We start from the raw sequence: 26,355 nt of genomic DNA on the forward strand, positions 1-26,355 counted from the left end.
AGCGCCCGCGGGCGCACTCCCCCTACTTCACCACGCCGCAAACGATGCGTCCGCCTCCGCCGCCCAGCGGCTCGGGCTTGTCGCTGTAGTTGTCGCCGCCGGCGTGGATCATCAGCGCCCGGCCCTTCACATCAGCCAGCTTCAGGTGCGGGGCGAGCACGGTTTTCGTCGCACTGCCGTCGGCCGCGACTGTCAGGAACGGCAGGTCGCCCTGATGTCCATCGGTGGCCATCGGTCCCTTGTGCGCCTTGGTGGCCTTGGGATCCAGATGCCCGCCCGCGCCGCCACCCGGCGCGGTCTTGCCGCTTACCGGGCCGGGCTCGCACGAGCCTTTCTCGTGGACATGAAAGCCGCGCTCACCGGGGGGCAGGCCTTTGAGGTGGGGCGTGAATTGCAGCCCTTCCTTGGTGTCTTTCAGGGTGATGGTGCCGGCGCTCTTGCCGACGCCATCTGGCGTCAGGAACGACATCGAGACGTCTTCGGCCAGCGCCGCGCTGGACGCGCCCGCCAATGCCAGCGCCGTGACAAGCATCGAGAATTTCTTCATGAATTGCCTCCTGAAAAGATGCCCGCAAGCTGCGGGCGGCCATCGGTACAAGGCGCGCCTCGCGCAGCCGGCGGCGCAGATGAAGATAGCACCGGGGCCGGGCGGTCCGCCAGAAAACTTCGTTCCTGATACAAGCTTGTGACACGGTGTGGGCAGCGGCCCAATAACATGCCTAGCCGTTCACCATCAGGACCACCGCATGCAGCAGCACGCCGATCAGGCCGCCAACCAGCGTGCCGTTGAAGCGGATGTATTGCAGATCTCGACCCACGCTCAGTTCCAGTTCGTCGACCAGATGACGCTCGTCCCAGTTCTTGACGGTGCGCGAGATGTGCTCGGTGACGCCAACACGCAGCCGTCCTGTCAGGCGCCGCGCGCCGCCCAGGATGTGGTTGTTGATGGCTTCGCGCAGGCCGGGGTCCTCACCCAGTTTGCGGGCCAGCGCGAGCAGCGCGCTTTCCAGATGCGCGGCCAGCGCGGAGTGTTCATCCGCCAGGTCGCGCCGCAGCGCCGCATGGATGTCGTCCCACAGGCCCTGAACGTATTCCTGGACCTTGGGATGGTCGATGGCGCGCTGCTTCAGGGCTTCGACCTGGCTGGCCAGCGCGGGATCGGTCTTCAGGCGTTCGATGTAGTTCATCACCCATGCCTCGTAGTCGCGGCGCACGGGGTGGTCGGGCTCGGACAGGACGTCGCGCAACTCTTCGACTAGGGCGCGCGCCAGGCGGTCGGCCAGATTGTCAGCGATGTTGTCGACCGACTTGACCACGTCGACCGCGGCGATGATGCGCGGCCATTCCTTACGGGCGAACTTCACGAGCAGGGTCGAGGCGCGTTCCTTGACGTCTTCCTCGGCCAGGTAGCCGCCCAGGCGTTCCATCGCCGCGTCCAGCAATTCCTGGTGCCGCCCGTCGCGGGTCAGGAGGCCCAGCACCTCGCCGGCGGTGGCGGCCGCATCCCAGCGGCGCAGATTGCTGACGACGAACTCCTGGATGACGCCGCGCACGGCCCGATCGTCCAGCAGGTCAAGCGTCTGCAGTGCGACACGGCGCGCCCCATCGCTCAGGGCGTGCGCCTGCGCGGGCCGGGCCAGCCAGCGGCTGAGCCGCGCGGCCGGGTCGAAGACGCGCAGCTTTTCGATCAGGGTGTCGGGATCCAGAAAATGATCGCGCACGAAGATCGCCAGGCTGTCGCCGATGCGGTCCTTGTTGCTGGGAATGATGGCGGTGTGGGGGATGGGCAGGCCCATCGGGCGCCGGAACAGCGCCACGACCGCGAACCAGTCGGCCAGCGCGCCAACGGTGGCCGCCTCGCAGAACGCCCGCACCCACGCCCACGCGCCCTGCCCGCCCATGACGTGACTGGTGATGAAGCCGCTGACCATGGCGACCAGCAGCGCCAGCGCCCCGATCTTCATGCGGCGCAGTTGCGTGCGCCGTGCATCGGCATCCGGCCCGGCGCGCGCGCCGGCGATTCGTTGGGAATGGGAGGTATCGGTCATGAAGGATCCGTGGTGCAAGCCCCGAGCATACCAATCGAAAGCGGCCCGGCCATTGTGGCCGGACACCGCCACCCGCCCTACTCGCTCAAGAACTCCGACACTGCCTCCAGCCCTTCGATGTGATCGGCCACCACTTTTACGATGAAGGCAATGGGCACGGACAGCAGCGTTCCCCAGATGCCCCACAGCCACGTGAAGAGCAGCAGCAGGATGAACACAGCCACGGCATTCATCCGCGCGATGCGCCCGGACATCCAGGTGGTGATGACCACCCCCATCAGCAGCGCGATCCCAACCGAACTCATGGAGATCGCCAGCGCCGGGCCGAGCTCCCCAAATTGGACCAGCCCCGCGATGCCGGTGCCCACCGCCGTCATCAGCGGACCGAAATACGGAATGATGTGCAGCGCGCCCGCCACCACCGCCCAGGTCGCGGCGTTTTCCAGCCCGAGCAAGCGGAAGGCGAGCCAGGACAACAGCCCCAGCGCCACATTGGTGACCAGCATCATCGCCATGTACATGTGGATCGAGTTGTTGATCTGGTCCAGCATGTGCACGCTGATTTTCTTCTGCGACAGCGTCTTGCCGGCCATCTTCACGAACTTGCGCTTGAACGCGTTGCCCGACAGCAGCAGGAAGAAGACCAGGAACACGCACATGGTGGCCTGTCCGACGAAGGTGGCCAGGCCCTTGGAACCCCACAGCAGAATGTCGCTCAGGCCGCCGTCCGACTTGGCAACGACGACGCGCCCGCCGGGCTTCGGCGCGCCGGACTCCTGCAGGATGCTTGCTGCGTTGCGCAATTTTTCCATCAGGGAGCCGTCGCCGCTCAGGAGCCCGCCCAGCGTGCGGGACAGCTTGCTCGATATCTCGGGGAGCGCGTTGATCATGTCGGCGACCTGATCCTGCGTCACGTAGATCACGCCCACGATCCCGACGGCGATGGCCGACATCACGAGGACGGTACCAAGGGAGCGAGGTACTCGATATCGCTCCAGCAGGGTCACGACAGGATCCAAGGTGTAGGCGACCACGATCGCCATGACCACCGGAACGATGAATTCCTGCGCTGCCTTCAATCCGAACAAGACGGCCAGGACGGTCAGCGTCACCAGACAGAAGCCGCTGACGCGCACGAGCGGCGTGGGCGCCGGCGGCTTGATGAGGCCAGCGTCCTGCGCCGTTACTTTCTCTTCGGCAGGTTCGGTCTTTTCCCCCGCCAGATCGGTCCCTTTATCGGCGGCCTGGGCCGCTACGGGTTCTGGGCCTTCCCGCTGCGGCGAAGTGACCACGGGCGTTGCGCTCTCCATCTTTCCCCTCACATCCAATTTGCGAAGGCCGTCCGCAAGTTGCGTGCCCGGCGGGTTCAGCCGCTGTTGATTGCCAGCAGGCCCGGCTCGCCATCGTGCCGCCGCTGCGCCCGCTCCAGGATGAATTCAATGATCATCGCAAGCGCCCGCGGATGGTGGCGATTGGGCATGTACAGCATATACATGCCGCGCCCAAAAATGCTTAAGCGCCAATCGGTCAGCGCGGGCACGAGTTCGCCGCGCGCGATGTCCTCGTGCACCACGTAGTCCGGCACCACGCCGACACCGAGGCCCGCGCGGATGGCATCGCGCAGGAACGCATAGTTGCGGGAAATGACGGTGGGTTCCAGCACCACATGCTGGCGGGGCTGGCCGCCGTAGTACGCGGACAGGCGCAGCGGCCGGCCGATCACGGCGGCGCTGATCACCGGCGTTCCGGCCAGGTCTTCGGGCCGCTGGGGAAGCCCGTGGCTGTCGGCGTAGTCCCGTGACGCGCAGGCCACGTAGCGGACCTGGCCCAGTTCGCGCGCGACCAGGTGCTGCGGCGGTTCGGACATGATGCGCACGGCAATGTCGACCTCGTCGCGCAGCAGGTCCTCGACGCTGTTCTCAAACAGTACGTCCAGCACGATGTCGGGATACGTCTTCTTGAACTCCAGCAGCCAGGGGGTCATCACGAATTGCCCGTAGCCGCTGGGCACGCTAAGGCGCACCTTGCCCTGCGGCGTCTTGCCCAGCGTTTCGACTGATTCGCGCGCGGAGGCCAGTTCGTCCTGGATACTGCGCCCGTGCTTGTACAGCTTCAGCCCGATCTCAGTGGGTTCCACGCGCCGCGTCGTGCGCCGCACGAGCTGCATGCCGACCGAACGCTCGAGTTGGCTCAGGTGATAGCTGACGTTGGCTCGCGTCATTTTCAGACGGCGCGCGGCCTCGCTGAGGTTGCCTGCGTCCAGGATTTCGACAAGCAAGATGAGGGATTTGGTGTCCATGGCGGCGCTCCTTGCCGAGCATTGTCAAATTTTCTTGTCCGGAGTGTCAATTATCGATGCCATTGTCAAGACATCTTTGCTGCGAAAGAATAAAGCCATAAGAGACGGGCCACCCCCGGGCCCGCCAGGCTCCGTTCGCGCAAGGCGTCGGCGCACCGGCATGCCGGCGCGGCGCGCGAGCAGGAAGCATCATTGGAGACACTGTCCATGACAGACAGCGCAAGCACCGGCGCGGCCCAGACGCGCCGCTACGAAGACATACTGGTCGTCGTCATCGACCATCCCCCCGTGAATGCACTGAGCGCCACCGTGCGCCGTGACTTGTCCGATGCCATCGCGCAGGCGCAGACGGACACGCGGGTCCGCGCGATTCTGCTGTTGGGCGCGGGCAAGAACTTCATCGCGGGCGCGGATATCCGAGAGTTCGGCAAGCCGCCGCAGCCGCCCCTGCTGCCCGACCTTTGCAATCAGATCGAAGCCAGCGCCAAGCCTGTCGTCGCGGCGCTGCACGGCGCAACGCTGGGCGGCGGTTTGGAAATTGCCCTGGCGGCGCACTATCGCGTGGCGCTGGCCAGCGCCAAGCTGGGCCTGCCGGAAGTGAACCTGGGCCTCTTGCCCGGCGCGGGGGGCACGCAGCGCGCGCCCCGCCTGATGGGCGCTCAGGCCGCGCTGGACCTGATGCTGACCGGCAAGCACTTGCCCGCCGACGCCGCCTTGGCCTCGGGGCTGGTCGACGTGCTTTCCTCTGAGGAGGATCCGCTGGACGCGGGCCTTGCCTACACGCGCGAACTGCTGGCGCTGAATGCCGGCCCGCGCCGCACGCGTGACGCGGCCGAGGCCCTGGCAGACCGGCCGGCGCAACTGGCGGTAGTGAATGCCGCCGCCGAACGCGTCGCCGCCACCACCCGTGGCCTCTATTCGCCCGCCAAGATCGTGGACGCGGTGCGCGCGGCCATCGAACAGCCCTTTGACGAAGGTCTGCGCATCGAGCGCGCACTGTTCCTGCAATGTCTGGACAGCCCGCAGCGCGCCGCGCTGGTTCACGCGTTTTTTGCCGAGCGCGAAACCGCAAAGATCCCCGAACTGAAGGAAGCGCGCTCGCGCCGCCTTGATCGCGTGGGCATCATCGGCGGCGGCACAATGGGCGCGGGCATTGCCGTGGCGGTGCTGGATGCGGGACTGCCGGTGGTGATGGTGGAGCAGGACGAGGCCGCGCTGGCGCGGGGCCGCGCGCGTGTCGAACAGGTGTACGACCTGCTGGTAAACAAAGGCCGGATCACCGCCGACGAACGGGCCGCACGCCTGGCGCGCTACACCGGCGCCACCAGCTACGACGCGCTGGGCGAAGCGGATCTCATCATCGAAGCCGTCTTTGAGGACATGGCTGTGAAGCAGGCGGTCTTCGCGCAACTGGACCGCGTCGCCAAGCCCGGCGCCGTGCTGGCCACCAACACCTCTTACCTTGACGTGGACCGGATCGCCGAAGCGACGCGCGGACCGGCCGACGTGCTGGGACTGCACTTCTTCTCGCCGGCCAACATCATGAAGCTCATGGAGGTCGTGGTGGGCCGCCACACCGCGCCGGACACCGTGGCAACCGGCTTCGAGCTGGCGCGCCGGCTGCGCAAGATTCCCGTGCGCGCGGGCGTATGCGACGGCTTCATCGGCAACCGCATCCTGGCCGTGCACCGGCAGGCGGCTGACATGATGATGGAAGACGGCGCCTCGCCTTATGACATCGACGCCGCCGTGCGCGCGTTCGGCTATCCGATGGGCCCCTACCAGATGGCCGATCTGGCCGGCGGCGATATTGGCTGGGCGACGCGCAAGCGCCGCGCCGCCACGCGCGACCCGGCGTTGCGCTATGTGCAGATTCCGGACCGCCTCTGCGAGCGCGGCTGGTTTGGTCAGAAGACCGGCCGCGGCTTTTATCTGTACCCCGACGGCGCGCGCCAGGGCACGCCCGACCCGGAAGTGCTTGCCATCATCGACGAAGAACGCCGCCGTGCCGGCATCACGCCCCGCCCGTTCACGCAGGATGACATCCTGCGCCGCTACCTGGCCGCGATGGTCAACGAAGCGGCAAACGTGCTGCACCAGGGCATCGCGCTGCGCCCGTCCGACATCGACGTCGTGTTCCTGTCCGGCTACGGCTTTCCGCGCCACCGCGGCGGTCCGATGCACTACGCCGACACCGTAGGACTGCCCAGCATTCTTGCCGACATCCGCAACTATGCGCAGGAAGATCCTGCGTTCTGGAAGCCGTCGCCGCTACTCGTGCAACTGGCCGAGTCCGGCCGCACCTTCGGCAGCCTGAACGCCGCCTGATCCGAATACATCCCGAGGAACCCACATGCGTGAAGCCGTCATCGTTTCCACTGCCCGCACCCCCATCACCAAGGCGGGGCGCGGCGAATTCAACCTGATCGCCGGACCCACGCTGGCCGCGCACGCCGTGCGCGCCGCCGTGGATCGCGCCGGTATTGACCCCGCGCTGATCGAAGATGCGTTCATCGGCTGCGGCTATCCGGAAGGCGCCACCGGACGCAACATCGGCCGCCAGGCCGTGATCCGCGCGGAACTGCCGGTCAGCGTGGGCGGCGCGACGATCAACCGCTATTGCGCATCCGGCCTGCAGGCGATCGCGTCGGCCGCGAGCCGCATCGTGATGGACGGCGCACCCGCCGTGATCGCGGGCGGCGTGGAGCTGGTGTCGCAGATCCGCACCCGCGACGACGGCGTCAGCGGCATGGACCCGTGGATCGTCGCCAACAAGCCCGAACTCTATCTGCCCATGATCGAGACCGCCGACATCGTGGCCGCCCGCTACGGCATCAACCGCGAAGCGCAGGACCGCTTTGCCGCGCAAAGCCAGGCGCGCACCGAGGCCGCGCAGGCCGCCGGCCGCTACCGCGAGGAGATCATTCCGGTCACCACCACCATGTCCGTCACGGACCGCGCCACCGGCGCCGTCACCGAACGCGAAGTGACGGTGGACAAGGACACCTGCAACCGTCCCGGCACGACTTACGAGGCGCTGGCCGGCCTTGCGCCCGTACGGGGTGAAGGCCAGTTCGTCACGGCGGGCAATGCCTCGCAACTATCGGACGGCGCGGCCGCCTGCGTGCTGATGGAAGCGGGCGAGGCGCAGCGCGCCGGCATCCGCCCGCTGGGTGCGTTCCGGGGCCTTGCCATCGCCGGCTGCGAGCCGGACGAAATGGGCATTGGCCCCGTCTATGCCGTGCCAAAGCTGCTGGCGCGCCACGGTCTGAAGGTGCAGGACATCGACCTGTGGGAACTGAACGAGGCGTTTGCGTCGCAGGCGCTGTATTGCCAGGAAAAGCTGGGCATCCCCATGGATCGCCTGAACGTGGACGGCGGCTCCATTGCGCTGGGCCACCCGTTCGGCGTCACCGGCGCGCGGCTGGCTGGCCACGTCCTGATTGAAGGCCGCCGCCGCGGCGCCCGCTACGCCGTCGTCACGATGTGCATCGGTGGCGGCATGGGCGCGGCCGGCCTGTTTGAAATCTACTGAGAGACCCGCATGGATCTGGAATTCACCCCTGAAGAAGTCGCCTTCCGCGACGAGGTTCGCGCCTTTCTGGACGCCAAGCTGCCCCGGCGTCTGGCGGACAAGGTTGGCGAAGGCAAGCTGCTGACGCGCGACGACATGGCCGAATGGCACGCGATCCTGAACGCGCAAGGCTGGCTGGCCACGCACTGGCCCGAGGAATACGGCGGCACCGGCTGGACGGCCGCCCAGAAATACCTTTTTGACAACGAATGCGCGCTGGCCAACGCGCCGCGCATCGTGCCGTTCGGTCTAAGCATGTTGGGACCCGTGCTGATCAAGTACGGCTCCGAGGCGCAGCGCCGCTACTGGTTGCCGCGCATTCTGGACGGCTCGGACTGGTGGTGCCAGGGCTACTCCGAACCCGGCGCGGGCTCGGACCTGGCATCGCTCAAGACCACGGCCGTGCGCGACGGCGACAGCTACGTCGTGAACGGTCAGAAGACGTGGACCACGCTCGGCCAGTACGCCAACATGATCTTCTGCCTGGTGCGGACCTCTCAGGAAGGCCGGCGCCAGGAGGGCATCAGCTTTCTCTTGATCGACATGAACAGCCCGGGCATCGAAGTGCGCCCCATCATCACGCTGGACGGCGAGCACGAAGTCAACGAGGTGTTCTTCTCGGACGTGCGCGTGCCCGTCGAGAACCTGGTGGGCGAAGAAAACCGCGGCTGGACGTGCGCCAAGTATCTGCTGACCTATGAGCGCACCAACATCGCGGGCGTGGGTCAGTCCACGGCCGCGCTGGAACGTCTGAAGGCGGTCGCCGCGCGCCAGAAGCGGCATGGCCGCCCGCTGACCGAGGACCCCGATTTCGCCGCGCGGCTGGCGCGCGTCGAGATCGAACTGGCCAACATGCGCACGACCAACCTGCGCGTGGTGGCGGCCGTGGCCGGCGGCGGCGCGCCTGGCGCGGAGAGTTCGATGCTGAAGATCCGCGGCACGCAGATCCGCCAGGAGATCAGCGCCTTGAACCGCCGCGCCATGGGCCCGTATGCGCGGCCCTTTGTGCCCGAGGCGCTGCACGACGGCTACGACGCGCCGCCCATCGGCCCGGACGGCGCCAACAGCGCCGCCGCGCAGTACTTCAACAACCGCAAGCTGTCGATCTTCGGCGGCTCCAATGAAATCCAGAAGAACATCATCTCGAAGATGATCCTGGGACTGTAAGGGCTGGCCATGAATTTCGAACACACCGAAGACCGGCGCATGCTCTCGGACATGCTGCGCCGCTTTGTCGCCGAGCAGTATGACTTTGCCACCCGCATGCGGCACGCCGAATCGCCGCAGGGCTACAGCGCCGAGTTCTGGCAACGCTACGCGGAGCTGGGCGCCATCGGCGCGCTGTTTACCGAGGCGGATGGCGGGCTGGGCGGCGCGGGCTTCGACATTTCTGTCGTCTTTGAAGCGCTGGGCCGCGGTCTGGTCGTCGAACCCTTCCTGGACGCGGTGATGGTGGGCAGCGCCATCGCCGCAGCGGGCACGCCCGAACAACGCGAGGCATTGGAAGGCCTGATCGCCGGCAGCCTGACCGCTGCACTGGCCCACGCCGAGCCGCAATCCGGCTACGACCTCAACCAGGTGCAGGCGCGCGCGCAGCGCAGCGCCGACGGATGGGTGCTTAACGGAGCCAAGGCCGTCGTTTACGCGGGCGAACACGCCGATATCTTCCTGGTGTCGGCGCGCACGTCGGGCGCCGACGATGACGAGGCCGGCATCAGCCTCTTTCTAATGACCAAGGCGACGCCCGGCCTGAGTCTGCGGGGCTATGGCCTGATCGACGGCGGACGCGCTGCGGAGCTGGTGCTGGACAACGTGCAGCTCGGACCCGGCGCATTGCTGGGCGACGCGGACGCCGGCCACGCGCTGCTGGAACGCGCCGTGGGCCGCGGCATCCTGGCCCTGTGCGCGGAGGCCGTGGGCGCCATGGACTGCGCGCGCGACGCCACGCTGGAATACCTGCGCACGCGCCGCCAGTTCGGCGCGCCGCTCGGCAGCTTCCAGGCCTTGCAGCATCGCATGGCCGACGTGCTGCTGGAGATCGAGCAGGCGCGCTCGGCCGTCATCAACGCGGCCGCCGCCGTCGACCTGCCCGACCGCGTCACGCGCGAGCGCGCGCTGTCGGCCGCCAAGGTCACCATCGGGCGCATCGGCACGCTGGTGGCCGAGGAGTGCATCCAGCTGCATGGCGGCATTGGCATGACCTGGGAGCTGCCGCTGGCGCACTACGCCAAGCGCCTGGTCATGATCGACCATCAGCTGGGCGACGAAGACCACCACCTGCGCCGCTACATTGCGCTGGGACAGGCATGAGCGCGGACGCACGGCCATGATCGAATCCCGTTCCGCCACCCTCTCCCGCCCCTTCTCGGCGCCCTTCCCCGTGCGCTCCGCGCAGGACGTCCAGCGGCTGCAGGCACGGCCGCTGGAAGAAACGCTGACGGTGCAGAGCACCTACGAGATCTTCTGCAATTCCGCGGCCGCGTTCGGCGACCGGCGCGCGCTGACCTTCCTGCGCAGCGCGGATCCTGCCGACGCAGCCATCAGCTGGACCTACCGCGACCTGCTGGCCGGCATCCACCAGACCGCCAACCTGCTGCACGGTCTGGGCATCCGCGAAGGGGACGCCGTGGGCGTGCTGCTGCCCGGCTGCCTGGAATACCACCTGGCCCTGTGGGGCGGCGAGGCAGCGGGCATCGTGCAGCCGCTCAATCCGCTGCTGACCGAAGACAAGCTGGCGTCGCTGATGACGACGGCCGGCGCCAAGGCGCTGATCGCGTATGGGTCCGACGTGGAGTGCGGCTCGTGGTCCAAGGCACTGCGCCTGATGGACCGTGTGCCAACGCTGAAAACGCTGCTTCGCGTGGCGCCGTGGCAGGAAGCCGCAGCGGATCGCCCCACGCTGCCGGACTTCGCGCTGGACTTCAACGCCGCCCGAGCGGCCCAGCCGCCGGACCGGCTGGTCAGCGAACGCGTCATCCGCGCAAGCGATATGGCGGCGTATTTCCACACGGGGGGCACCACGGGCGCGCCCAAGCTGGCCATCCATACCCACGCCAACCAGGTGTTTACCGCGTGGGCCGCCGTGCAACTGCAAAATGCGGGTCCGGGCGACGTGGTCATCAACGGCTATCCGCTCTTTCACGTGGCGGGCGTGCTGCCGGCATCGCTGGCGGCGCTGTCCGCGGGCGTGGAAACCGTCATCCCGACCACCCTGCTCCTACGCAACCGCGACGTGCTGCGCAATTACTGGCGCCTTGTCGAAAAGCACCGCGCCACGTCGCTGCAGGGCGTGCCGACGATATTGGCCGCGCTGGCCGAGGTGCCGCTGGCCGGCGCCGACATTTCGTCGCTCCGTTACTGCCGCACGGGCGCCGCCCCCCTGCCCGCCGAGCTGGCCGCGCGCTTCAAGCGCCTGTTCGGCCTTCACGTCAGCGAAAGCCTGGGCATGACCGAGATGGCGGGCATCACGTCGATCTCGCCCCCCGGCTGCGAATTCCCGGTCAACTGCGTGGGGTTTCCGCTGCCGTATGTGCAGATCCGCATCGTCAGCCTGGACATGCCCGCCGGCCAGCCCGCGCGCGATCTGCCTCCTGGCACGCCGGGCATGGTGCTGATCAAGGCGCCCAACGTCATCCCCGGCTTTCTGGATCCCGAAGACACCGCGCGCGCCTTCACGGAAGACGGCTGGCTCATCAGCGGCGACGTGGGCCTCATGGATGCCGAAGGCCGCCTGCATCTGCAGGGCCGCGCCAAGGACCTGATCATCCGCGGCGGCCACAACATCGACCCCAAGACCATTGAGGACGCGCTTGCCAGGCACCCGGCCGTGCAGCTTTGCGCGGCGGTCGGCGCCCCCGACGCCTACGCTGGCGAGTTGCCCATTGCCTTCGTCACCCTGGCCGAAGGCAGCGAGGCAACCGAAGCCGAATTGGTGGCCTACGCCGCTGCGCACGTGGACGAGGGCCCGGCGCGGCCCAAGCGGGTCGTCGTGCTGGACACCATGCCGATGACCAACGTGGGCAAGATCTACAAACCCGATTTGCGCCGCCTGGCGACCGCCGTGGCGGTCGAGGCCGTGGTGGCGCGCACCCTGCAAGCGGCTGGCCGCGCGCAAGACGATCCCGTCTTCCGCGTGCTGGCCGATGCGCAACCGGATGTCGCCGTAGAAGCCGGCGCCGGTGCGCCCGCGCCGCTGAAAGCCCAGCTGCGCGAAGCGCTGTCCCGGCTGCCCGTCAAAGTCGACTTGCGCGACTGACTGGCTGCCCATAACAACCATCAGGCAACACCCACCAGGAGACAAACAACATGACCCGACTGCCTCTGCGACGCGCTGTCCTCGCCGCCCTGACGCTCACCCTGGCAAGCGCCGCCTTGCCCTTTTCCGCCAGTGCCCAGACTGACTTTCCCACCAAACCCATCACCCTGATCGTGCCCTTCCCGGCCGGCGGCTCCACCGACCGACACCTGCGGATCGTGGCGCAGGACGCCTCCAAACACCTGGGCCAGCCCGTCATCGTGGAAAACCGTCCGGGCGCCGGCGGCACGCTAGGCACCGCGACCATGGCCAAGACGGCCAAACCGGACGGCTACACCATCGCCCTGTACACGCTGGCGATGCTGCGCATGCCCTACATGCAGAAAAGCAGCTGGGACCCGATCAACGATTTCACCTTCATCCTGGGCCTGTCGGGCTACACCTTCGGCTTCACGGTGCGCTCGGATTCGCCGTACAAGACCTTCAACGAATACATCGAGGCGGCGCGCAAGGCGCCAGGCAAGATCGATTACGGCTCGACCGGCATCGGCTCGTCGCCGCACCTGATCATCGAAGAGATCGCCATCAACGCCAACGTCAAGCTCAACCACGTGCCGTTCAAGGGCAACGCCGACATGCAGCAGGCGCTGCTGGGCGGCCACGTCATGGCGCAGAGCGACGCCACCGGCTGGGACCAGTTCGTCGATTCCGGCAAGATGCGGCTGCTGGTCACCTTTGGCGAAAAGCGCACCACGCGCTGGCCCGATGTGCCGACCGCGCAAGAGCTGGGCTACAAGGTCGTCTCCACGTCACCGTACGGCCTGGCGGGACCCAAGGGCATGGACCCGGCGGTCGTGAAGATCCTGCATGACGCGTTCAAGAAGGCGCTGTTCGACCAGGCCAGCATGGACGTCATGAAACAGCTCAATCAGGAACCCGCCTACCGCAGCAGCGAGGACTACAAGGCGTGGGCGCAGGCTACCTTCGTCAAGGAAAAGGCGCTGATTGAAAACCTGGGGCTGATGGCCAAATAGCGGGACAAGCGCCGGGAGAACAAGGGGCGGCAGGCAAGGCGCGGCCGCTCGGGCCCGCACACCGCGTGCAGACAGAATTTGTATGCAAGAAATGTCTCCCGCCCCGGCCGCCTTTTGTTAGACTGGCTGCCCGACGGTTTCCCGCAACCGGCAGACCCTGCCGCGCCTCATGATCCAGGACGTCCAGCCAGACCCCAGCGCCGACGACATCGCCAAGGAAGTGTCCGCCGCCATCATGGCGCACAAGCTTCCGCCCGGCACCCGGCTGCGCGAAGAGGCCCTGGCCCGGGTTTACAAGGTCAGCCGCACCAAGATCCGCGCCGCGCTCCTGATGCTGTCCAAGGACAAGCTCATCAACATCATTCCGGACAAGGGCGCCTTCGTCAGCAAGCCCGATGCGAACGAGGCGCGCGAGGTCTATGCCGTGCGCCGCATCCTGGAAGCGGCGTTGGCCCGTGAATTCGTGGCCTGCGCCAAGACCGCCGACTTCCGCCGCATCGATGCGCATCTGGCCGAGGAACGACAGGCCCTGGAAAGCGGCGACGTGCAGGCGCGTAACCGGTTGCTCAGCCAGTTCCACATCCTGCTTGCCGAAACCGTGGGCAATTCCGTGCTGACAGGCATGCTGCGCGAGCTGTCCGCCCGCAGTGCGGTGATTACCGTGCTGTACCAAAGCTCCCACGACGCCAATTGCTCGTCACGCGAGCACCACGCCTTCATCGAGGCGGCGCGCATCGGCGACGCCGATCGCGCCTGCGCATTGATGGACGAACACCTGGAACACGTGCTGACCGCGCTGGATTTCAGCGGCGACCGGCAGACAGGCAGCGATCTGGTTGCCGCGCTGCTGAGCTGAGGCGCGGCCAGTCTGACGCAGTTTTCAACCCCGCGCCGCTATCCCGCCCGCAGCAGTTGCTCCATGCGCTGCTGCAACCAGCGCTCCGTCTCGTTCAACACGGCCCCTTGCAGCCACAACGTGCGCACGGACAGCATCGGCAACGCCAGTTCCGCGCACGGCACCGGCGTCAGCGTGGTGCTGAAGCTCTCGTATTGCGCGATGTTCAGCGGGAGGATCGCAAAGCCCAGCCCGTCGGCCACCATGCCCGCGATGCTGTAGAAGCTGTCCGTACGCCACACCGTGGGACTGAGCACCATGTCCTCCACACCCTCCATCTGCATGACGAGCTGGCGGTGACGCGCCAGGTCCTCGCGCGCTGCCTGCGGCAGCGCAGCCAGCGGATGGCCCGACGCCACGAAGATCCCTTGCGCCACGTTGCCCAGCGAACGATGCGCAAAGTCGCTGCCGGGGTCGCCCCGGTCGAAGTGGAAGGCGATACTGGCCCGGCCCTGCCGCACGTAATCGGCGACCTCGGTCGCGGTGCCGTTCAATTGGGTCAGCTCAAGCGCCGGGAAGCGCTCGGCCAATTCCAGCGCCAGCGCGCCCAGCACCAGATACGGCAAGGCCTCGTCGAGCGCAATCGACAGGCGCGCCTCCTGGCCACCGGCAAACGCCAGCGCACGCTGCGACAGCCCGCCGGCCTGGCGCAGCAACTCTTTCGCTTCCCGCAGCATTACCTCCCCGGCCGCCGTCAGCACGGCGTTGCGGCGCGACCGGTCAAAGAGCTCCACGCCCAGATCCGCCTCCAGCAGTCCCACCGCCGTGCTGACCGCCGACTGGGCGCGGCCGATGCGGCGCCCCGCCGCCGAGAATGACCCAGCCTCTGCCGCCGCCACGAATTGCCGTAGTTGGTCCAAGGTCCATTGCATGGTGTGCTCCTTTCAACCCATCGATTTTATAGATGCAATCCAACTTTTTATGGCGGATATGTAGATGGATAATGCCAGCCCGTGATCCCGAACGCGTACGCCGCGCCCGGAATCACGGTCTTCAAAAGGAGTAGAACCATGCAGCGGACTCATTCGAACGCTGTTGCCGCGGCCACCCCCGGCCGCTGGCTCGTGCTGGCCATCGTGTCCAGCGCCTTGCTGCTGATCGTCGTCGACATGACGGTCCTTTACACCGCCTTGCCGCGGCTTACCCACGAACTGGGCGTCACGGCGTCCGCCAAGCTGTGGATCGTGAACGTGTACGCGCTGGTCGTGTCCGGCCTGCTGCTGGGCATGGGCACGCTGGGCGACCGGCTGGGCCATAAGCGCCTTTTCATGATGGGGCTGGCCGTGTTCGGCGCGGCGTCGCTGGCCGCCGCCTACTCGCCCGGTGCGGTCGTCCTGATCGCGGCCCGTGCGCTGCTCGGCGTGGGCGCGGCGATGATGATGCCCGCCACGCTGTCCATCCTGCGCCTGGCATTTGCCGACGAGCGTGAGCGCGCCGTGGCCATCGGCGTCTGGGCGTCGGTCGCATCGGGCGGCGCGGCGCTCGGCCCCGTCGTGGGCGGCCTGCTGCTGGAGCATTTCTGGTGGGGCTCGGTGTTTCTCATCAACGTTCCCATCGTGCTGCTGGCCCTGCCGCTGGCCTGGCGCTTCATCCCGGCCAGCCGGCCTGACGCGTCGCGTCCGTGGGATCTGACCGGCTCGCTGCAGGTGATGGCGGGCATGATCCTGTGCGCCTATGCGCTCAAGGAACTGGGCCGCGCGTCGCCGTCCTGGCTGCACGCGATGGTGGCCTGCGCGGCGGGCGCGGCCATGCTCGCCCTCTTTGTGCGCCGCCAGCGGCGTCGGCCCTATCCGCTGATCGACTTCGCCATCTTCCGAAACGCCTCCTTCAGTTCGGCCGTCGCCGCCGCGCTGTTTGCCGCGGCCGCGCTGCTGGGCATGGAACTGGTGTTCAGCCAGCGGCTGCAACTGGTGCTGGGCATGTCGCCGATACAGTCCGCCCTCTTCATCCTGCCGCTGCCGCTGGCCGCCTTTGTCGCCGGGCCGCTAGCGGGCCTTCTGCTCGGACGCGTGGGCAGCCGGCGCATGCTTTTCCTGTCGCTGCTGGTGTCGGGTGCGGGCATGGGCGGCTACCTGCTGACCTACGATGCGGCGGTCATCCCGCAGATGATCAGCCTGTGCGTGCTGGGCCTGGGTATCGGCGCAACCATGACCGCCGCCTCCAGCACCATCATGCAAAGCGCCACGCCGGAGCGCGCCGGCATGGCGGCGTCGATCGAGGAAGTTTCGTATGAACTGGGCGGCGCGCTGGGCGTGACGCTGATGGGCTCGATTCTGTCGGGCGTGTACGCGCAGTCGCTATCCGTGCCAGCGGGCGTGGCGGCCACCGGCGCGGCGCGTGACAGCCTGGACGAGGCGCTCGTCGTCGCCGAAAGCCTGCCCGCGGACCTGGCGGCCACGCTGACCGAGATGGCCCGCGGCGCCTTCGAGACGGGCTACGCGGCGGTGATCGCCACCGCCACGATCATGCTGCTGGGCACCGCCGCCTTCGTGCTGCTGAACCGCGCCCGCCGGGCGGTGCAACCCGGCTGACGTCACCCATTGCGGAACGCGTGGTCCATGTCCGCGATCAGGTCTTCCTCGTGCTCCAGGCCGATCGACACCCGGATCAGGCCTTCGGATACGCCCGCGGCATCGCGCTCTTCCGCGGGCACCCCGGAATGCGTGGTCGACGCCGGATGACACACCAGCGTCTCGGTGCCGCCCAGGCTGACGGCCGAACGGAACAGATGCAGCGCATTGATGAATCGGAACGCGCGCTCGCGGCCCCCGTCCAGCACGAAGGCAAACGTCGAACCGGGTCCGGTGCATTGGCGCTTGTACACCTCCTGGTAGGCGCGATCCGCGATCAGTTCCGGGTGGAACACCTGCACCTTTTCGTGCGGATTGCCCGCCAGCCACTCGGCAACCCGGGTGGCCGTGCGCGCCGCCTGCTTCATGCGCAGGACCACCGTTTCCATCGACCGCGTGATCATCCAGCACGAATGCGGATCCAGTTGCGACCCGAACGCGCTGCGGATGGCGCGCACCTTCTTGATGAGTTCCTTGCTGCCGGTGACCGCCCCCGCCACCAGATCGCTGTGTCCGCCGACGTACTTGGTCAGCGAGTACACGGACAGGTCCACCCCGTGCTCCGCCGGCTTCTGGAAGATCGGGCCGAGCAGCGTGTTGTCGCACACCGAGATCGGCCGGTAGCCGTGGCGCGTCTCGAACGCATCCAGCTCGTTCTTCATGGCCTCGAAATCGAACAGCGCGTTGGTCGGATTGGCGGGCGTCTCGACATAAAAGAGCTTGACCGGCCCCTTGGCCGCCGCCGCTTCAAGCGCCGCGCGCATGTTGCGCGGCGAGAGCCCGTCCGCCACGGGATGCGAACCCACGCCCCACTCCGGAAAGATCTTGCCGATCAGCGTTTCGGTGCCGCCATAGAGGGGCACCGATTGCACCAGCTGCTCGCCGGGGCGCAGAAACGCCATCAGCACCGCGCTGATCGCGGACATGCCACTTGAAGTCACGGCGGCGTCCTGAGAGCCGTCAAGCAGCGACAGCCGGTCTTCCACGATCTCCAGGTTTGGATGGTTGAACCGGCTGTACACCAGTCCCGCCGTCTCGCCCTGCGGCAAGGGCTTGCGGCCGGACACCAGATCAAAGAACGCGGCGCCGTCCTCGGCCGTGCGGAACGCGAACGTGGACGTCAGAAACACCGGCGGCTTGACCGCCCCCTCAGACAGATAGGGATCGTAGCCGTAGGACATCATCTGGGTTTCGGCATGCAAGGGGCGGCCGAAGATGTCCTTCTTGTGATAGCTCGAGTAAGTCATGGAGTGCCTCTTTCTGGTATTCCAGCCGACCGGGCGGGCGCGTCACATATCTCCCAGACAATAACGCCGTGGCGCGGGCGAGATATTGCAGGTTGTGACGTGCGCGCGCCGGCAGCAGCGGAATTGCGCAGAGGCGGCGCCCGGCGTCAGTCCACCGTCGCCCCGGACAGCTTGACCAGCTTGGCCCACTTGTCGATTTCCTGGTCCAGGAAAGCCTTGAACTGCGCCGGCGATTGGCTCGTGGGTGCGGAACCCTGATCCAGCAGCACCTTGCGGAACGCTGGGTCTTGCGTCACCGACTTCAAGGCCTGAGCGAGCTTATCCACGACGGCGGGCGGCGTGCCGGCAGGCACGAACACACCGTTCCACAGCGAAACATCGAACCCGGGCAGCGATTCGCCCACGGCCGGCACATCGGGCAGACGCGGCGAACGCTCCGGGGTGGTCACGCCCAATGCGCGCAGCTTGCCGCTTTCCAGGTAAGACAGCACTTCCACCAGCGGCGAAAACACGGCCTGCACCTGGCCGCCCATCAGATCCACGTTCGCCGGCGCCCCGCCCTTGTACGCCACATGGACCATGTCGCCCTTGGCCATCGCGTTGAATAGCGCGCCGGACAGATGCGAGGCCGACCCGTTGCCCGCGGAACCGTAGTTCACCGGGGCGTCCTTCTTCTGAACGAGCGCGATGAACTCCGTGAGCGACTTGGCCGGCACGTTGTTGTTCACAGTCAGGACATTCGGAATCGACGCGATCTGCGAGACGGGAATCAGGTCACGGCGCAGGTCGAAGCCCATGTTCTTGTACAGCGTCACATTGGTGGCGATCGTGCTGGTGGCCAGCAGCAGTGTGTAGCCGTCAGGCGTTGCGCGCGCCGCCACGCTCGATCCCAGGTTGCTCCCCGCCCCCGCCCGGTTCTCCACGACCACCTGTTGCTTGAGTTGCCGGGACAGATTCTCGGCGAGGAGCCGCGCGGTCGCATCCGTGCTGCCGCCGGCCGCAAAGGGAACGATCATCGTGATGGCCTTGCGCGTGGGCCAGTCCGCGCCCGCGTCGGGCTGGGCCGCGTGCGCGGCCGGGGCGCCCGCGCCAAGACAGGCGCCCAAGGCAAGGGCGATGCGTACACGTGAGGTCATGGTTGTCTCCTTGATTGGAATAAGCGCGGCCGTTCCGGGCGTTGCGTCGTGCGCGCAACTACCCGAGGGCCGGTGAAGGGTGCGGCGGGCGCCGCGTGCGAACTGCTATTGCGGTGTCACAACGACGGTGCCGGCGTCGGCATCCACGTCCAGCCAGTCGCCGGTGGCGATGGCCTTGGTCGGGTCTTCGTCCAGCCCGGCCACGACGGGGATGGCGCCGATGATCGCGCCGATCGTCGTGATCGGTTCCGGCGTCACCTGCACGAACGCCAGCGGCGCCGTGCCGCGCGAGACCATGTCGTAGATCTTGTAAGAGCCGCCGGTCGATCCCTTGCCGGTCAGAAAGACCAGCACCTTGCCGGCGATGTTCACGCCTTCCAGCTCGTGTCCGGGTTCGGTGACGATACCCGTCATGTTGTCGACGCCGCCGTTGAAGCTGATCGCCTCTCCCGTCACGACGGCCTGTCCGCTGGTCTTGCCCTTGACGATCTTGCGCCCCGTCAGGACGCGTTTGGCTTGGATCATGGCGCCTACCTCCAGACGCCGCTGACGGCGGCCTGCATGACGCGATTGAGATTGCCGTAATGCGTGGGCAGGCCGAACTGGCCGGGCGCGTAGAACGCCATCTTGGCGGAGTTGGTGGTCAGCGTGCGATAGCCCTTGGCTGGCGCGATCACGCGGCTGCGGGCCAGGAACGGGCACGTTTCGCGCACGACCGTCCCGCCGGCATCCTTGATCGTCTGGATGTATCCCATGCGATCGGCCATGGCGTACATGGCGCCGGCCGTGGTGACCCACAGCGCGACGTCAGGATGCACCCGTTTGCCCTCCAGCGCCTCGGCCACCTCGCGGATCTCCTGCACCGACGCATTCGGACAGCCCACGAGAATCCAGTCCACGTGATCCGATTGCTCCTTGTTCAGCGCAGCCTCGGCCTTTTTCTTCTCGGCGTCGTCAAACACCAGCACCTTTTCGGGCTCGTGGCCACCGAATGCCGCCTCAAGCGTGGGCGCTTCGGGCGTGACGCCGACAGCGTGGAACATGCTCACCGCGCCCGAAGCCGCCAGCGCGGCGCTCAGCGCTTTCAACTGCTCCAGCGTGGGATCGGAGGGAATGCCCGTGAACACTGGCGTGTCCTGCCCGGCGATGCGGCCGGCAAAGTAGCCCAGCGTGCCGTAGTCGGTCATGTCGTCGAGCGAGGTCTCGACCTTGACCAGCAGTTTTCCGTAGCGGTTCTCCGTCAGGTGAAACCCGTACTCCGGCGTGCGTCCCGTCAGCGCGGTGGCCAAGCCGCTGGGGCCGCCTTCGCGATTGGTGCGGGCGCCGCACACCGAGTTGGCGTACACCACCGCAGACGACTCGCCCCACGCCATGTGCTCGCCGAATCGCGGACTGTTGCCCACCAGGTAGGGAATACAGGTATTGCAGGTGTTGGCGCCCATGCCGGCATAGGCGTCCGTCAGGCGGGTTTGCAGCGCGCTGTCCGACTCCGGAATGCCGATCTCGCGCCACTGCACCGGATCGACCGCCGTCGGGTTCGTGGTCACCCGGGTGACGAACGTGCCGCCCTGCCGCTTGATGTCTTCGACAAAGCGCGTGCCGGCCTCTTCCGCGACGAGGACCGACGAACCGGCCATGTGGACATTGCTGACCTGCAGCAGGCGTTTGGCGCCAAAACTCTCACCCAGGGCAACCAGGATTTCCATGGCCTTTTGCACGGCAGGCCCCTTGCCGCCCGCCAGCATGACCGACTCTTCTTCCGTGAGAAACATATGCACGCCTCCAATGCGTTCGAATCCTCAGGCACAAATTCTGATCGGGGCGTTAAATCAAAAAAAGCGATAAATTGGAATCCGATCAGATTCCTGAATTAGATGTTTTCCAGCCACAAAGGAGGCGCCGTTGATCACGTTTAAGCAGCTCGAAGCCGTGTATTGGGTCGTTCAGCTCGGCGGGTTTGCACCGGCGGCCAACCGGCTGCACACCACGCAGTCCGCGGTATCCAAGCGCGTGCAGGAACTGGAAGCGCTCTTCGACACGCCGCTTTTCGACCGCACGTTGCGCACGGCCCGGCTGACGGAGAAAGGCGAAGAGATGTTCCTGCTGGCCAAACGGCTGCTGGAACAGCGCGATGCAGCCATCGAGCAGTTCCAACGGCCGGACGTCATGGAGCGCCATGTGCGCATCGGCATCACGGAACTGACGGCCATGACCTGGTTGCCAAGACTGGTAAGCGCCATCCAGGCGCGCTACCCCCGGGTCATCATCGAGCCCCATGTCGATACCAGCGCCATCCTGCGCGACAAGCTGCTGGCCGACGAGGTGGACCTGATGATCGTGCCGGACGTGTTCGACGACCAGCGCTTCGTCTCGCGGCGGGTCGGTCAGGTCGTCAATTCGTGGATGTGCAAGCCGGGGCTGGCGCCTCGGCGGCGGCTCAAGGTGCAAGATCTCGTCAAGCACCGGCTGCTGACGCAGGACGAACGCTCCGGCACCGGCCAGCTCTACAACCGCTGGTTTCGCTCGGTGGGGGTGCAGCCCGAGCAGACCGTGCTGAGCAACAGTCTGGTGGCGTTGATCGGTCTGGCGATCTCAGGCATGGGCATCAGCTACCTGCCCAAGACCTTTCTGGCGCCCATGGTTGAGTCGGGCGCGCTCGAGATCCTGACGGTGACGCCCGCCTTGCCGCCTGCGGCCTATGCGGCGGTCTTTCGCGGCGACCGCCCCAGCAGCCTGATTTCCGCCATCGCGGCGCTGGCACAGGAACAGTGCGATTTCGGCAAGATCTTCCAATCGGATGCGGAAGCGCCGCGCGTGGCTGGTACGTAGCAGGCGGCAGGGTCGGGAAACAGCGCAAGCGAGGGGCGGCCCGTGGCCGCCCAGCTCAACGCAGCACGAACGGATTGCTGGCGGTCGCCCCGCTGTTGAGCCAGACGCTCTTGACCTGCAGAAACTCCTTGACGGCGTCCATGCCGTTCTCGCGCCCCAACCCCGAATCCTTGTAGCCGCCAAAGGGCGCCATGAAGCTGACCGCACGGTAGGTGTTCACCCATACCGTACCGGCCTTCAACCGCTCCGACATCCGGATCGCACGGGCGATGTCCTGGGTCCACACGGCGGCGGCCAGACCGAAACGGACGTCATTGGCGATCCGCAGCGCCTCGGCTTCGTCCTTGAAGCGGATGATGGACAGCACCGGTCCGAACACTTCTTCCTGGGCGATGCGCATGTCGTTGCGCACGTCGCCGAAGATGGTCGGTTCCACGAACCACCCCTTGCCGCATTCCGGCCGTTGCGCGGCCTTGCCGCCCAGCAGCAGGGTTGCCCCCTCGTCCCGCGCGATGCCTATGTAATCCAGCACCTTCTGGTATTGGGGCGGCGTCGTGACCGGCCCGACCTGCGTGGCCGGATCCATCGGATTCCCCATGCGAGCGGCGCCCGCCAGCGCCAGCAGCTTTTCGACAAAGCGATCGTAGATGCTGTCCTGAAGCAACAGGCGCGAGCCGGCAATGCAGGTCTGCCCGCTTGCCGCGAAGATGCCCGAAATTGCGCCGAACACGGCCTGTTCCAGGTCCGCGTCCTCGAACACGATGTTGGGCGACTTGCCGCCCAATTCCAGCGAGGTGTGCTTGAGCAGCCGCGCGGCCTGCTCGTTGATCAGGCGGCCGGTCTGATCCGAACCGGTAAAGGTGACCTTCTGCACAAGCGGATGCTGGACAAGCGCGGCCCCCACCTCGTGCCCATAGCCCGTCACCACGTTCATCACGCCGGGTGGAAAGCCAGCCTCGTCGAACAGTTCCGCGAACTCCAGCGTCGATGCGGAGGTGAACTCCGACGGTTTCACGACCACCGTGCAGCCCGCCGCCAGCGCCGGCGCGATCTTCCAGCCCAGCAGCAGCAAAGGCGAATTCCACGGCGTGATCGCCGCCACCACACCCAGCGGTTCAAGTCGCGTGTAGGTGAAATACCCTTTCTTGTCCAAGGGCAGCGTCGACCCGTGGATCTTGTCTGCCAGCCCGCCGTAATAGCGGAACCATTGCGGCAGGTACGTCAGCTGTCCCAGCATCTCGGCGAACAGCTTGCCGTTGTCCCGGACTTCCGTTTCCGCGAGCTTGCGCGCATCGCGTTCGATGAGATCGGCCAGCCGATACAGCAACCTGCCGCGCTCGGTAGCGGTCAGTTCTGCCCACGGCCCCTCCGAAAAAGCGAAATGGGCGGCCTGCACCGCCACATCGACGTCTTGCGCGGCCCCGCGCGCAACCCGCGCCCAGGCCTCGCCGGTGTAGGGGTTCTGCGTCTCGAACCATTCGCCCGAGATGGCAGGGGCCGGCGCACCCGCAATCCGCATTGAGTAAGTCTTCATCACAGCCTCCTGGACTGAATGCAGCGTGGCAGCGCAAGGGGCTGCCTCTGCTCAGAACGTCGAAAATCCCAGGGCGGCCCGGAAGCGGTTCTTGACGTACACACCGTCGCGCGGCGGCAGCGCGCGCGGCGGTTCGTCCGGATTGATGAACACCTGGGCGAAGGCGACGCCACGCCGCGCCATCACGCGCTCGGCGACCTCGCCCGCCCTGCCCGTTTCCCTGACGGCAAACGCGTCCTTGATGCCGAACCCCTGCGCCACGGCCACCAGGTCCGTTCCCAGGCTGGTATGGCTGCGCTGCATGCCGGTCTCGCCGAAATGGCCGTTGTCCAGCACGACGATGGTCAGGTTTTTGGGCTGCTTGGCGCCGACGGTTCCCAGCGTGCCCACACCCATCAACTGTTCGCCGTCACCCGTGATGACAAGCACCGGCCGGTCCGGCTGCGCAAGGGCCAGGCCCAGGCCCAACGCCACGGCGCCGCCCATGGCGCCCCATAGATAGAAATTCTGGTCCCGGTCGCCCGCGGCGAAAACGTCATAGGACGGCGAGCCCAGGCCCGACACGATCAGCGCGTCGGGCGAAGCCGCGATCAGTTGCGACACGAAGGCGCGGCGGTCCACGGCGCCCGAAGCATTCAAGGTGGTCGACATCAGTTGCGCTCCCACTTCTTACGTCCAATCAAAGTTTGCGACAGCAGGACGGCAACCTGCTCGCCGGCCAGAAATGCGGAGTCGGCAGCGGCACTGACGATCTCTCCGACCTCGTCGGGGTTCGACGCCCGCAGCACGGTGATGCCCATCAGTTCGAGCGCCTGCTGGGTGGTCTTGCCCATTGGCCCCTGCCACGGATTGAATTCCGCGTACTCGCCCCGCATCGTCACCAGCGTGAGAAAGGGAAAATTGCAGCTGCGCAGCAGCGAGAACATGTTCACGCAATTGCCCACGCCGCTGCTTTGCATCAGCAAGGCGGCACGCTGGCCGCCCAGCCACGCGCCGCTGACGACGGCGACGCCCTCTTCTTCGGTGGTCAGGACCACATCGGTGATGTCGGGATCAAGTTGCGCTTGCCGGATGGCATAAGAATGGCCGGCGTCCGGCACGTAGGCGATCTGGCGGATGCCGCCGGCTTTGAGCGCGTCGAACGCGGCTTGCTGCCAGGCAGGCGCCTCGGTGGTGGGTGTAGTCATGGTGGATTTCCCGGTGGCTGAGTGCTGCGAGGCATCTTATATCGCTATAGAATCGCCAACTAAATAGAATTTCGTGATGGAATTCATCACCCTTGCGCATACCCCGGGAGCCCGCAGATGGACTTGAAGCAACTGAAGGCGTTCGTGACCGTGGCCGAGACGGGCAGCGTGACCAGCGCGGCTCGCCTGCTGAACATCGTGCAGCCGGCGGTTTCACGGCAATTGAAGCTGCTGGAGGACGATATCGGCACGCCGCTCTTCACGCGCGGCCGCCTCGGGATGGAACTGACCGACGCCGGCAAGACGCTCGAGGATTACGCCCGCCGAGCCCTGAACGAACTGGACCGCGCCCGCGCCGAGATCCGGCCGTCCAGCGGCACGGTGGGCGGCATCGTCACGGTGGGCCTGCTGCCCAGCACCGCCGACATGCTGTCCAGCGCGCTGCTGTCCGCCGTGGCGGCCCACTATCCCGGCATCCGGTTGCGGCTGACGGCGGGGTATGCCGGGCATCTGCAATCCTGGCTCGAAACCGGGGACGTGGACATCGCGCTGCTGTATGAGTCCAAGCCGAATCCCGCGCTGAAGTTCCGCACCTTGCTGGAAGAAAGCCTGTGGTTCGTGGGCCCGCCGGACAGCGGGCTCGACACCCGCACGCCTGTCCGCATGGCCGACATCATCGGCCGGCCGCTCGTGCTGCCGGGCGCGCCGCATGGCCTGCGCTCGCTCGTCGAGCAGGCCGCGCGCACGCAAGAGACCGAGCTGCACATCGTGGCCGAGACCAATGCGATGAGTGTGCAGAAGCGCCTGGTGCTGGACGGCCACGGCTACACCATCCTTCCCTCGATCGCCGTGGCCGACGACGTGGATCGCGCGATCCTGGCCGCTGCCCCGGTCGTGGATCCGCTGCTGGTGCGGCGCATCGTGCTGGCGCAACCCGCGACTCGCCCGATCGCCAACTCCGTGCATTGCGTCATGAACGAATTGATCCAATGCGCCCGCGATGCGGTCCGCAATGCACGCTGGCCGTCAGCCCGCTGGTTGGCCAAGTAGTCCGCGCACCGGCCGCGCCATCTCCCGCCGTGATGAATTCCATCACGAAATTCTATTTATTCGCCATTTTCATAACGGATTAAGCTGGGACAACTGACAGCGCTATCTGGCCGACATGTCCCACCTGATTGATACCGAATTCCCCGCCAGCGCAAGGACGGAAACACGGCTCATCGCCGGTCCGGCCGGTCCGCTGGAATTGCTGATTGACCGCCCCGCCACGCCGCGCGTTGGGGTGGCCATCATTACGCATCCGCAACCGCTGTTGGGCGGCACGCCGCGCCACAAGATTCCGCACAGACTGGCGCACGGCGTGCGGGATGCAGGATGGCTTGCGATACGGCCCAGCTTTCGGGGGGTGGGCGCCAGCACCGGCGTGTACGACCACGGCTTGGGCGAATCCGAAGACATTCTTGCCGTCGTGCATGCCGTGCGTGCCGAGTCCCCCGATACGCCACTGGCGCTCATTGGCTTTTCCTTCGGCGCTTACGCCCTGGCTCACGCGATTCGCGCGCTGACCGACCAGGACGCCGCGCCAGCCGCCGCCATCCTGGCCGGGCTGCCGGTTGGCGCCGTCGAGGGCGACCGGGTTTACGACACGCCGCCTTTGCCCGCCAGCGTGGTGCTGATCCATGGCGAATCGGACACGCAGGCGCCCCTGCCGCCCCTGCTGGCATGGGCCCGCCCCACTTCCCAC

The 26,355-nt window shown here is 66.7% G+C and carries 23 protein-coding genes; 11 read left to right on the forward strand and 12 right to left on the reverse strand.

Going from position 1 to position 26,355, the window contains the following annotated elements; translation table 11 throughout:
* Positions 1 to 22 precede the first annotated feature (22 nt).
* From sodC to AC6LJW_RS15295, 4 genes are all read right to left on the reverse strand, one after another.
* Positions 23 to 547 (reverse strand): superoxide dismutase family protein, encoded by a 525-nt coding sequence (gene sodC / locus AC6LJW_RS15280; RefSeq protein ID WP_056561881.1) that lies wholly within the window; start codon positions 545 to 547, stop codon positions 23 to 25.
* Positions 548 to 719: 172 nt separating this feature from the next.
* Positions 720 to 2,048 (reverse strand): DUF445 domain-containing protein, encoded by a 1,329-nt coding sequence (locus tag AC6LJW_RS15285; RefSeq protein WP_498087699.1) that lies wholly within the window; start codon positions 2,046 to 2,048, stop codon positions 720 to 722.
* 77 nt (positions 2,049 to 2,125) lie between these two features.
* Positions 2,126 to 3,358, reverse strand: coding sequence for an AI-2E family transporter (locus tag AC6LJW_RS15290; protein WP_082578828.1), 1,233 nt, complete (start codon positions 3,356 to 3,358; stop codon positions 2,126 to 2,128).
* 56 nt (positions 3,359 to 3,414) lie between these two features.
* Positions 3,415 to 4,347, reverse strand: a complete 933-nt coding sequence (locus AC6LJW_RS15295; protein WP_498087700.1) for a LysR family transcriptional regulator — start codon at positions 4,345 to 4,347, stop codon at positions 3,415 to 3,417.
* 207 nt (positions 4,348 to 4,554) lie between these two features.
* Between AC6LJW_RS15295 and AC6LJW_RS15300 the strand changes: the two genes are divergently transcribed.
* The 7 genes from AC6LJW_RS15300 to AC6LJW_RS15330 all read left to right on the forward strand — a co-directional run bounded on the left by AC6LJW_RS15300 (position 4,555) and on the right by AC6LJW_RS15330 (position 14,066).
* Positions 4,555 to 6,675 (forward strand): 3-hydroxyacyl-CoA dehydrogenase NAD-binding domain-containing protein, encoded by a 2,121-nt coding sequence (locus AC6LJW_RS15300; protein ID WP_056561886.1) that lies wholly within the window; start codon positions 4,555 to 4,557, stop codon positions 6,673 to 6,675.
* A gap of 25 nt (positions 6,676 to 6,700) precedes the next feature.
* The gene (locus AC6LJW_RS15305; protein WP_498087701.1) at positions 6,701 to 7,882 is read left to right on the forward strand and encodes an acetyl-CoA C-acyltransferase; all 1,182 of its coding nucleotides are present in this window, start codon (positions 6,701 to 6,703) and stop codon (positions 7,880 to 7,882) included.
* Positions 7,883 to 7,891: 9 nt separating this feature from the next.
* Complete coding sequence (locus AC6LJW_RS15310) at positions 7,892 to 9,088, forward strand: acyl-CoA dehydrogenase family protein (RefSeq protein WP_056561890.1); 1,197 nt, start codon at positions 7,892 to 7,894, stop codon at positions 9,086 to 9,088.
* A 9-nt stretch (positions 9,089 to 9,097) separates the two neighbouring features.
* Positions 9,098 to 10,231 carry an acyl-CoA dehydrogenase family protein gene (locus AC6LJW_RS15315; RefSeq protein WP_498087702.1) on the forward strand — a complete coding sequence of 378 codons (1,134 nt, stop codon included), beginning with the start codon at positions 9,098 to 9,100 and terminating at the stop codon, positions 10,229 to 10,231.
* 16 nt (positions 10,232 to 10,247) lie between these two features.
* Complete coding sequence (locus tag AC6LJW_RS15320) at positions 10,248 to 12,176, forward strand: acyl-CoA synthetase (RefSeq protein WP_498087703.1); 1,929 nt, start codon at positions 10,248 to 10,250, stop codon at positions 12,174 to 12,176.
* A gap of 50 nt (positions 12,177 to 12,226) precedes the next feature.
* The gene (locus AC6LJW_RS15325; RefSeq protein ID WP_056561896.1) at positions 12,227 to 13,210 is read left to right on the forward strand and encodes a tripartite tricarboxylate transporter substrate binding protein; all 984 of its coding nucleotides are present in this window, start codon (positions 12,227 to 12,229) and stop codon (positions 13,208 to 13,210) included.
* A 169-nt stretch (positions 13,211 to 13,379) separates the two neighbouring features.
* Positions 13,380 to 14,066: a GntR family transcriptional regulator gene (locus AC6LJW_RS15330; protein ID WP_498087704.1), complete on the forward strand. Its 687-nt coding sequence runs from the start codon at positions 13,380 to 13,382 to the stop codon at positions 14,064 to 14,066.
* Positions 14,067 to 14,104: 38 nt separating this feature from the next.
* On the opposite strand, the gene AC6LJW_RS15335 is transcribed toward AC6LJW_RS15330, so the two are convergent.
* The gene (locus tag AC6LJW_RS15335; protein ID WP_498087706.1) at positions 14,105 to 14,977 is read right to left on the reverse strand and encodes a LysR family transcriptional regulator; all 873 of its coding nucleotides are present in this window, start codon (positions 14,975 to 14,977) and stop codon (positions 14,105 to 14,107) included.
* A gap of 138 nt (positions 14,978 to 15,115) precedes the next feature.
* Here AC6LJW_RS15335 and AC6LJW_RS15340 point away from each other — a divergent pair, with 138 nt between their 5' ends.
* Entirely contained in the window at positions 15,116 to 16,636 is a 1,521-nt protein-coding gene (locus AC6LJW_RS15340; protein WP_498087707.1) for an MFS transporter, read from the forward strand.
* Positions 16,637 to 16,638: 2 nt separating this feature from the next.
* Here the strand turns inward: AC6LJW_RS15340 and AC6LJW_RS15345 are convergent, their stop codons facing one another.
* The 4 genes from AC6LJW_RS15345 to AC6LJW_RS15360 form a co-directional block, all read right to left on the reverse strand.
* The gene (locus tag AC6LJW_RS15345) at positions 16,639 to 17,922 is read right to left on the reverse strand and encodes a cystathionine gamma-synthase family protein (protein WP_498087708.1); all 1,284 of its coding nucleotides are present in this window, start codon (positions 17,920 to 17,922) and stop codon (positions 16,639 to 16,641) included.
* Positions 17,923 to 18,068: 146 nt separating this feature from the next.
* Positions 18,069 to 19,058, reverse strand: a complete 990-nt coding sequence (locus tag AC6LJW_RS15350) for a Bug family tripartite tricarboxylate transporter substrate binding protein (protein ID WP_498087709.1) — start codon at positions 19,056 to 19,058, stop codon at positions 18,069 to 18,071.
* A 105-nt stretch (positions 19,059 to 19,163) separates the two neighbouring features.
* On the reverse strand, positions 19,164 to 19,583 hold the full coding sequence (locus tag AC6LJW_RS15355; protein ID WP_056561912.1) for an aconitase X swivel domain-containing protein: 420 nt from the start codon (positions 19,581 to 19,583) through the stop codon (positions 19,164 to 19,166).
* A 5-nt stretch (positions 19,584 to 19,588) separates the two neighbouring features.
* Positions 19,589 to 20,830 (reverse strand): aconitase X, encoded by a 1,242-nt coding sequence (locus AC6LJW_RS15360; protein ID WP_498087710.1) that lies wholly within the window; start codon positions 20,828 to 20,830, stop codon positions 19,589 to 19,591.
* Positions 20,831 to 20,960: 130 nt separating this feature from the next.
* Here AC6LJW_RS15360 and AC6LJW_RS15365 point away from each other — a divergent pair, with 130 nt between their 5' ends.
* Positions 20,961 to 21,887 (forward strand): LysR family transcriptional regulator, encoded by a 927-nt coding sequence (locus AC6LJW_RS15365; protein ID WP_427987455.1) that lies wholly within the window; start codon positions 20,961 to 20,963, stop codon positions 21,885 to 21,887.
* A gap of 55 nt (positions 21,888 to 21,942) precedes the next feature.
* Here AC6LJW_RS15365 and AC6LJW_RS15370 read toward each other — a convergent pair whose 3' ends face one another.
* Genes AC6LJW_RS15370 through AC6LJW_RS15380 form a run of 3 tightly spaced genes read right to left on the reverse strand, consistent with a single transcriptional unit; the run spans position 21,943 to position 24,608 of the window.
* Positions 21,943 to 23,421, reverse strand: coding sequence for an aldehyde dehydrogenase (locus AC6LJW_RS15370; protein ID WP_498087711.1), 1,479 nt, complete (start codon positions 23,419 to 23,421; stop codon positions 21,943 to 21,945).
* Between the two features lie 51 nt (positions 23,422 to 23,472).
* Entirely contained in the window at positions 23,473 to 24,072 is a 600-nt protein-coding gene (locus tag AC6LJW_RS15375) for a thiamine pyrophosphate-dependent enzyme (protein ID WP_105239254.1), read from the reverse strand.
* Positions 24,072 to 24,608, reverse strand: coding sequence for a phosphonopyruvate decarboxylase (locus AC6LJW_RS15380; RefSeq protein WP_427987460.1), 537 nt, complete (start codon positions 24,606 to 24,608; stop codon positions 24,072 to 24,074). The genes AC6LJW_RS15375 and AC6LJW_RS15380 overlap by 1 nt, the downstream gene beginning before the upstream one ends.
* 117 nt (positions 24,609 to 24,725) lie before the next feature.
* Between AC6LJW_RS15380 and AC6LJW_RS15385 the strand changes: the two genes are divergently transcribed.
* Together AC6LJW_RS15385 and AC6LJW_RS15390 are read left to right on the forward strand one after the other, a co-directional pair.
* On the forward strand, positions 24,726 to 25,658 hold the full coding sequence (locus tag AC6LJW_RS15385; protein ID WP_498087712.1) for a LysR family transcriptional regulator: 933 nt from the start codon (positions 24,726 to 24,728) through the stop codon (positions 25,656 to 25,658).
* A gap of 115 nt (positions 25,659 to 25,773) precedes the next feature.
* The coding region (locus tag AC6LJW_RS15390; RefSeq protein ID WP_498087713.1) for an alpha/beta hydrolase at positions 25,774 to 26,355 on the forward strand (582 nt) is incomplete at its 3' end.

It is taken from the genome of Achromobacter sp. 1012554356, assembly GCF_059760815.1.

Excerpts from the sequence above, each read along its gene's own strand:
- sodC (WP_056561881.1), bottom strand. The coding sequence starts at position 547 with ATGAAGAAATTCTCGATGCTTGTCACGGCGCTGGCATTGGCGGGCGCG.
- AC6LJW_RS15285 (WP_498087699.1), bottom strand. The coding sequence starts at position 2,048 with ATGACCGATACCTCCCATTCCCAACGAATCGCCGGCGCGCGCGCCGGG.
- AC6LJW_RS15290 (WP_082578828.1), bottom strand. The coding sequence starts at position 3,358 with ATGGAGAGCGCAACGCCCGTGGTCACTTCGCCGCAGCGGGAAGGCCCA.
- AC6LJW_RS15295 (WP_498087700.1), bottom strand. The coding sequence starts at position 4,347 with ATGGACACCAAATCCCTCATCTTGCTTGTCGAAATCCTGGACGCAGGC.
- AC6LJW_RS15300 (WP_056561886.1), top strand. The coding sequence starts at position 4,555 with ATGACAGACAGCGCAAGCACCGGCGCGGCCCAGACGCGCCGCTACGAA.
- AC6LJW_RS15305 (WP_498087701.1), top strand. The coding sequence starts at position 6,701 with ATGCGTGAAGCCGTCATCGTTTCCACTGCCCGCACCCCCATCACCAAG.
- AC6LJW_RS15310 (WP_056561890.1), top strand. The coding sequence starts at position 7,892 with ATGGATCTGGAATTCACCCCTGAAGAAGTCGCCTTCCGCGACGAGGTT.
- AC6LJW_RS15315 (WP_498087702.1), top strand. The coding sequence starts at position 9,098 with ATGAATTTCGAACACACCGAAGACCGGCGCATGCTCTCGGACATGCTG.
- AC6LJW_RS15320 (WP_498087703.1), top strand. The coding sequence starts at position 10,248 with ATGATCGAATCCCGTTCCGCCACCCTCTCCCGCCCCTTCTCGGCGCCC.
- AC6LJW_RS15325 (WP_056561896.1), top strand. The coding sequence starts at position 12,227 with ATGACCCGACTGCCTCTGCGACGCGCTGTCCTCGCCGCCCTGACGCTC.
- AC6LJW_RS15330 (WP_498087704.1), top strand. The coding sequence starts at position 13,380 with ATGATCCAGGACGTCCAGCCAGACCCCAGCGCCGACGACATCGCCAAG.
- AC6LJW_RS15335 (WP_498087706.1), bottom strand. The coding sequence starts at position 14,977 with ATGCAATGGACCTTGGACCAACTACGGCAATTCGTGGCGGCGGCAGAG.
- AC6LJW_RS15340 (WP_498087707.1), top strand. The coding sequence starts at position 15,116 with ATGCAGCGGACTCATTCGAACGCTGTTGCCGCGGCCACCCCCGGCCGC.
- AC6LJW_RS15345 (WP_498087708.1), bottom strand. The coding sequence starts at position 17,922 with ATGACTTACTCGAGCTATCACAAGAAGGACATCTTCGGCCGCCCCTTG.
- AC6LJW_RS15350 (WP_498087709.1), bottom strand. The coding sequence starts at position 19,058 with ATGACCTCACGTGTACGCATCGCCCTTGCCTTGGGCGCCTGTCTTGGC.
- AC6LJW_RS15355 (WP_056561912.1), bottom strand. The coding sequence starts at position 19,583 with ATGATCCAAGCCAAACGCGTCCTGACGGGGCGCAAGATCGTCAAGGGC.
- AC6LJW_RS15360 (WP_498087710.1), bottom strand. The coding sequence starts at position 20,830 with ATGTTTCTCACGGAAGAAGAGTCGGTCATGCTGGCGGGCGGCAAGGGG.
- AC6LJW_RS15370 (WP_498087711.1), bottom strand. The coding sequence starts at position 23,421 with ATGAAGACTTACTCAATGCGGATTGCGGGTGCGCCGGCCCCTGCCATC.
- AC6LJW_RS15375 (WP_105239254.1), bottom strand. The coding sequence starts at position 24,072 with ATGTCGACCACCTTGAATGCTTCGGGCGCCGTGGACCGCCGCGCCTTC.
- AC6LJW_RS15380 (WP_427987460.1), bottom strand. The coding sequence starts at position 24,608 with ATGACTACACCCACCACCGAGGCGCCTGCCTGGCAGCAAGCCGCGTTC.
- AC6LJW_RS15385 (WP_498087712.1), top strand. The coding sequence starts at position 24,726 with ATGGACTTGAAGCAACTGAAGGCGTTCGTGACCGTGGCCGAGACGGGC.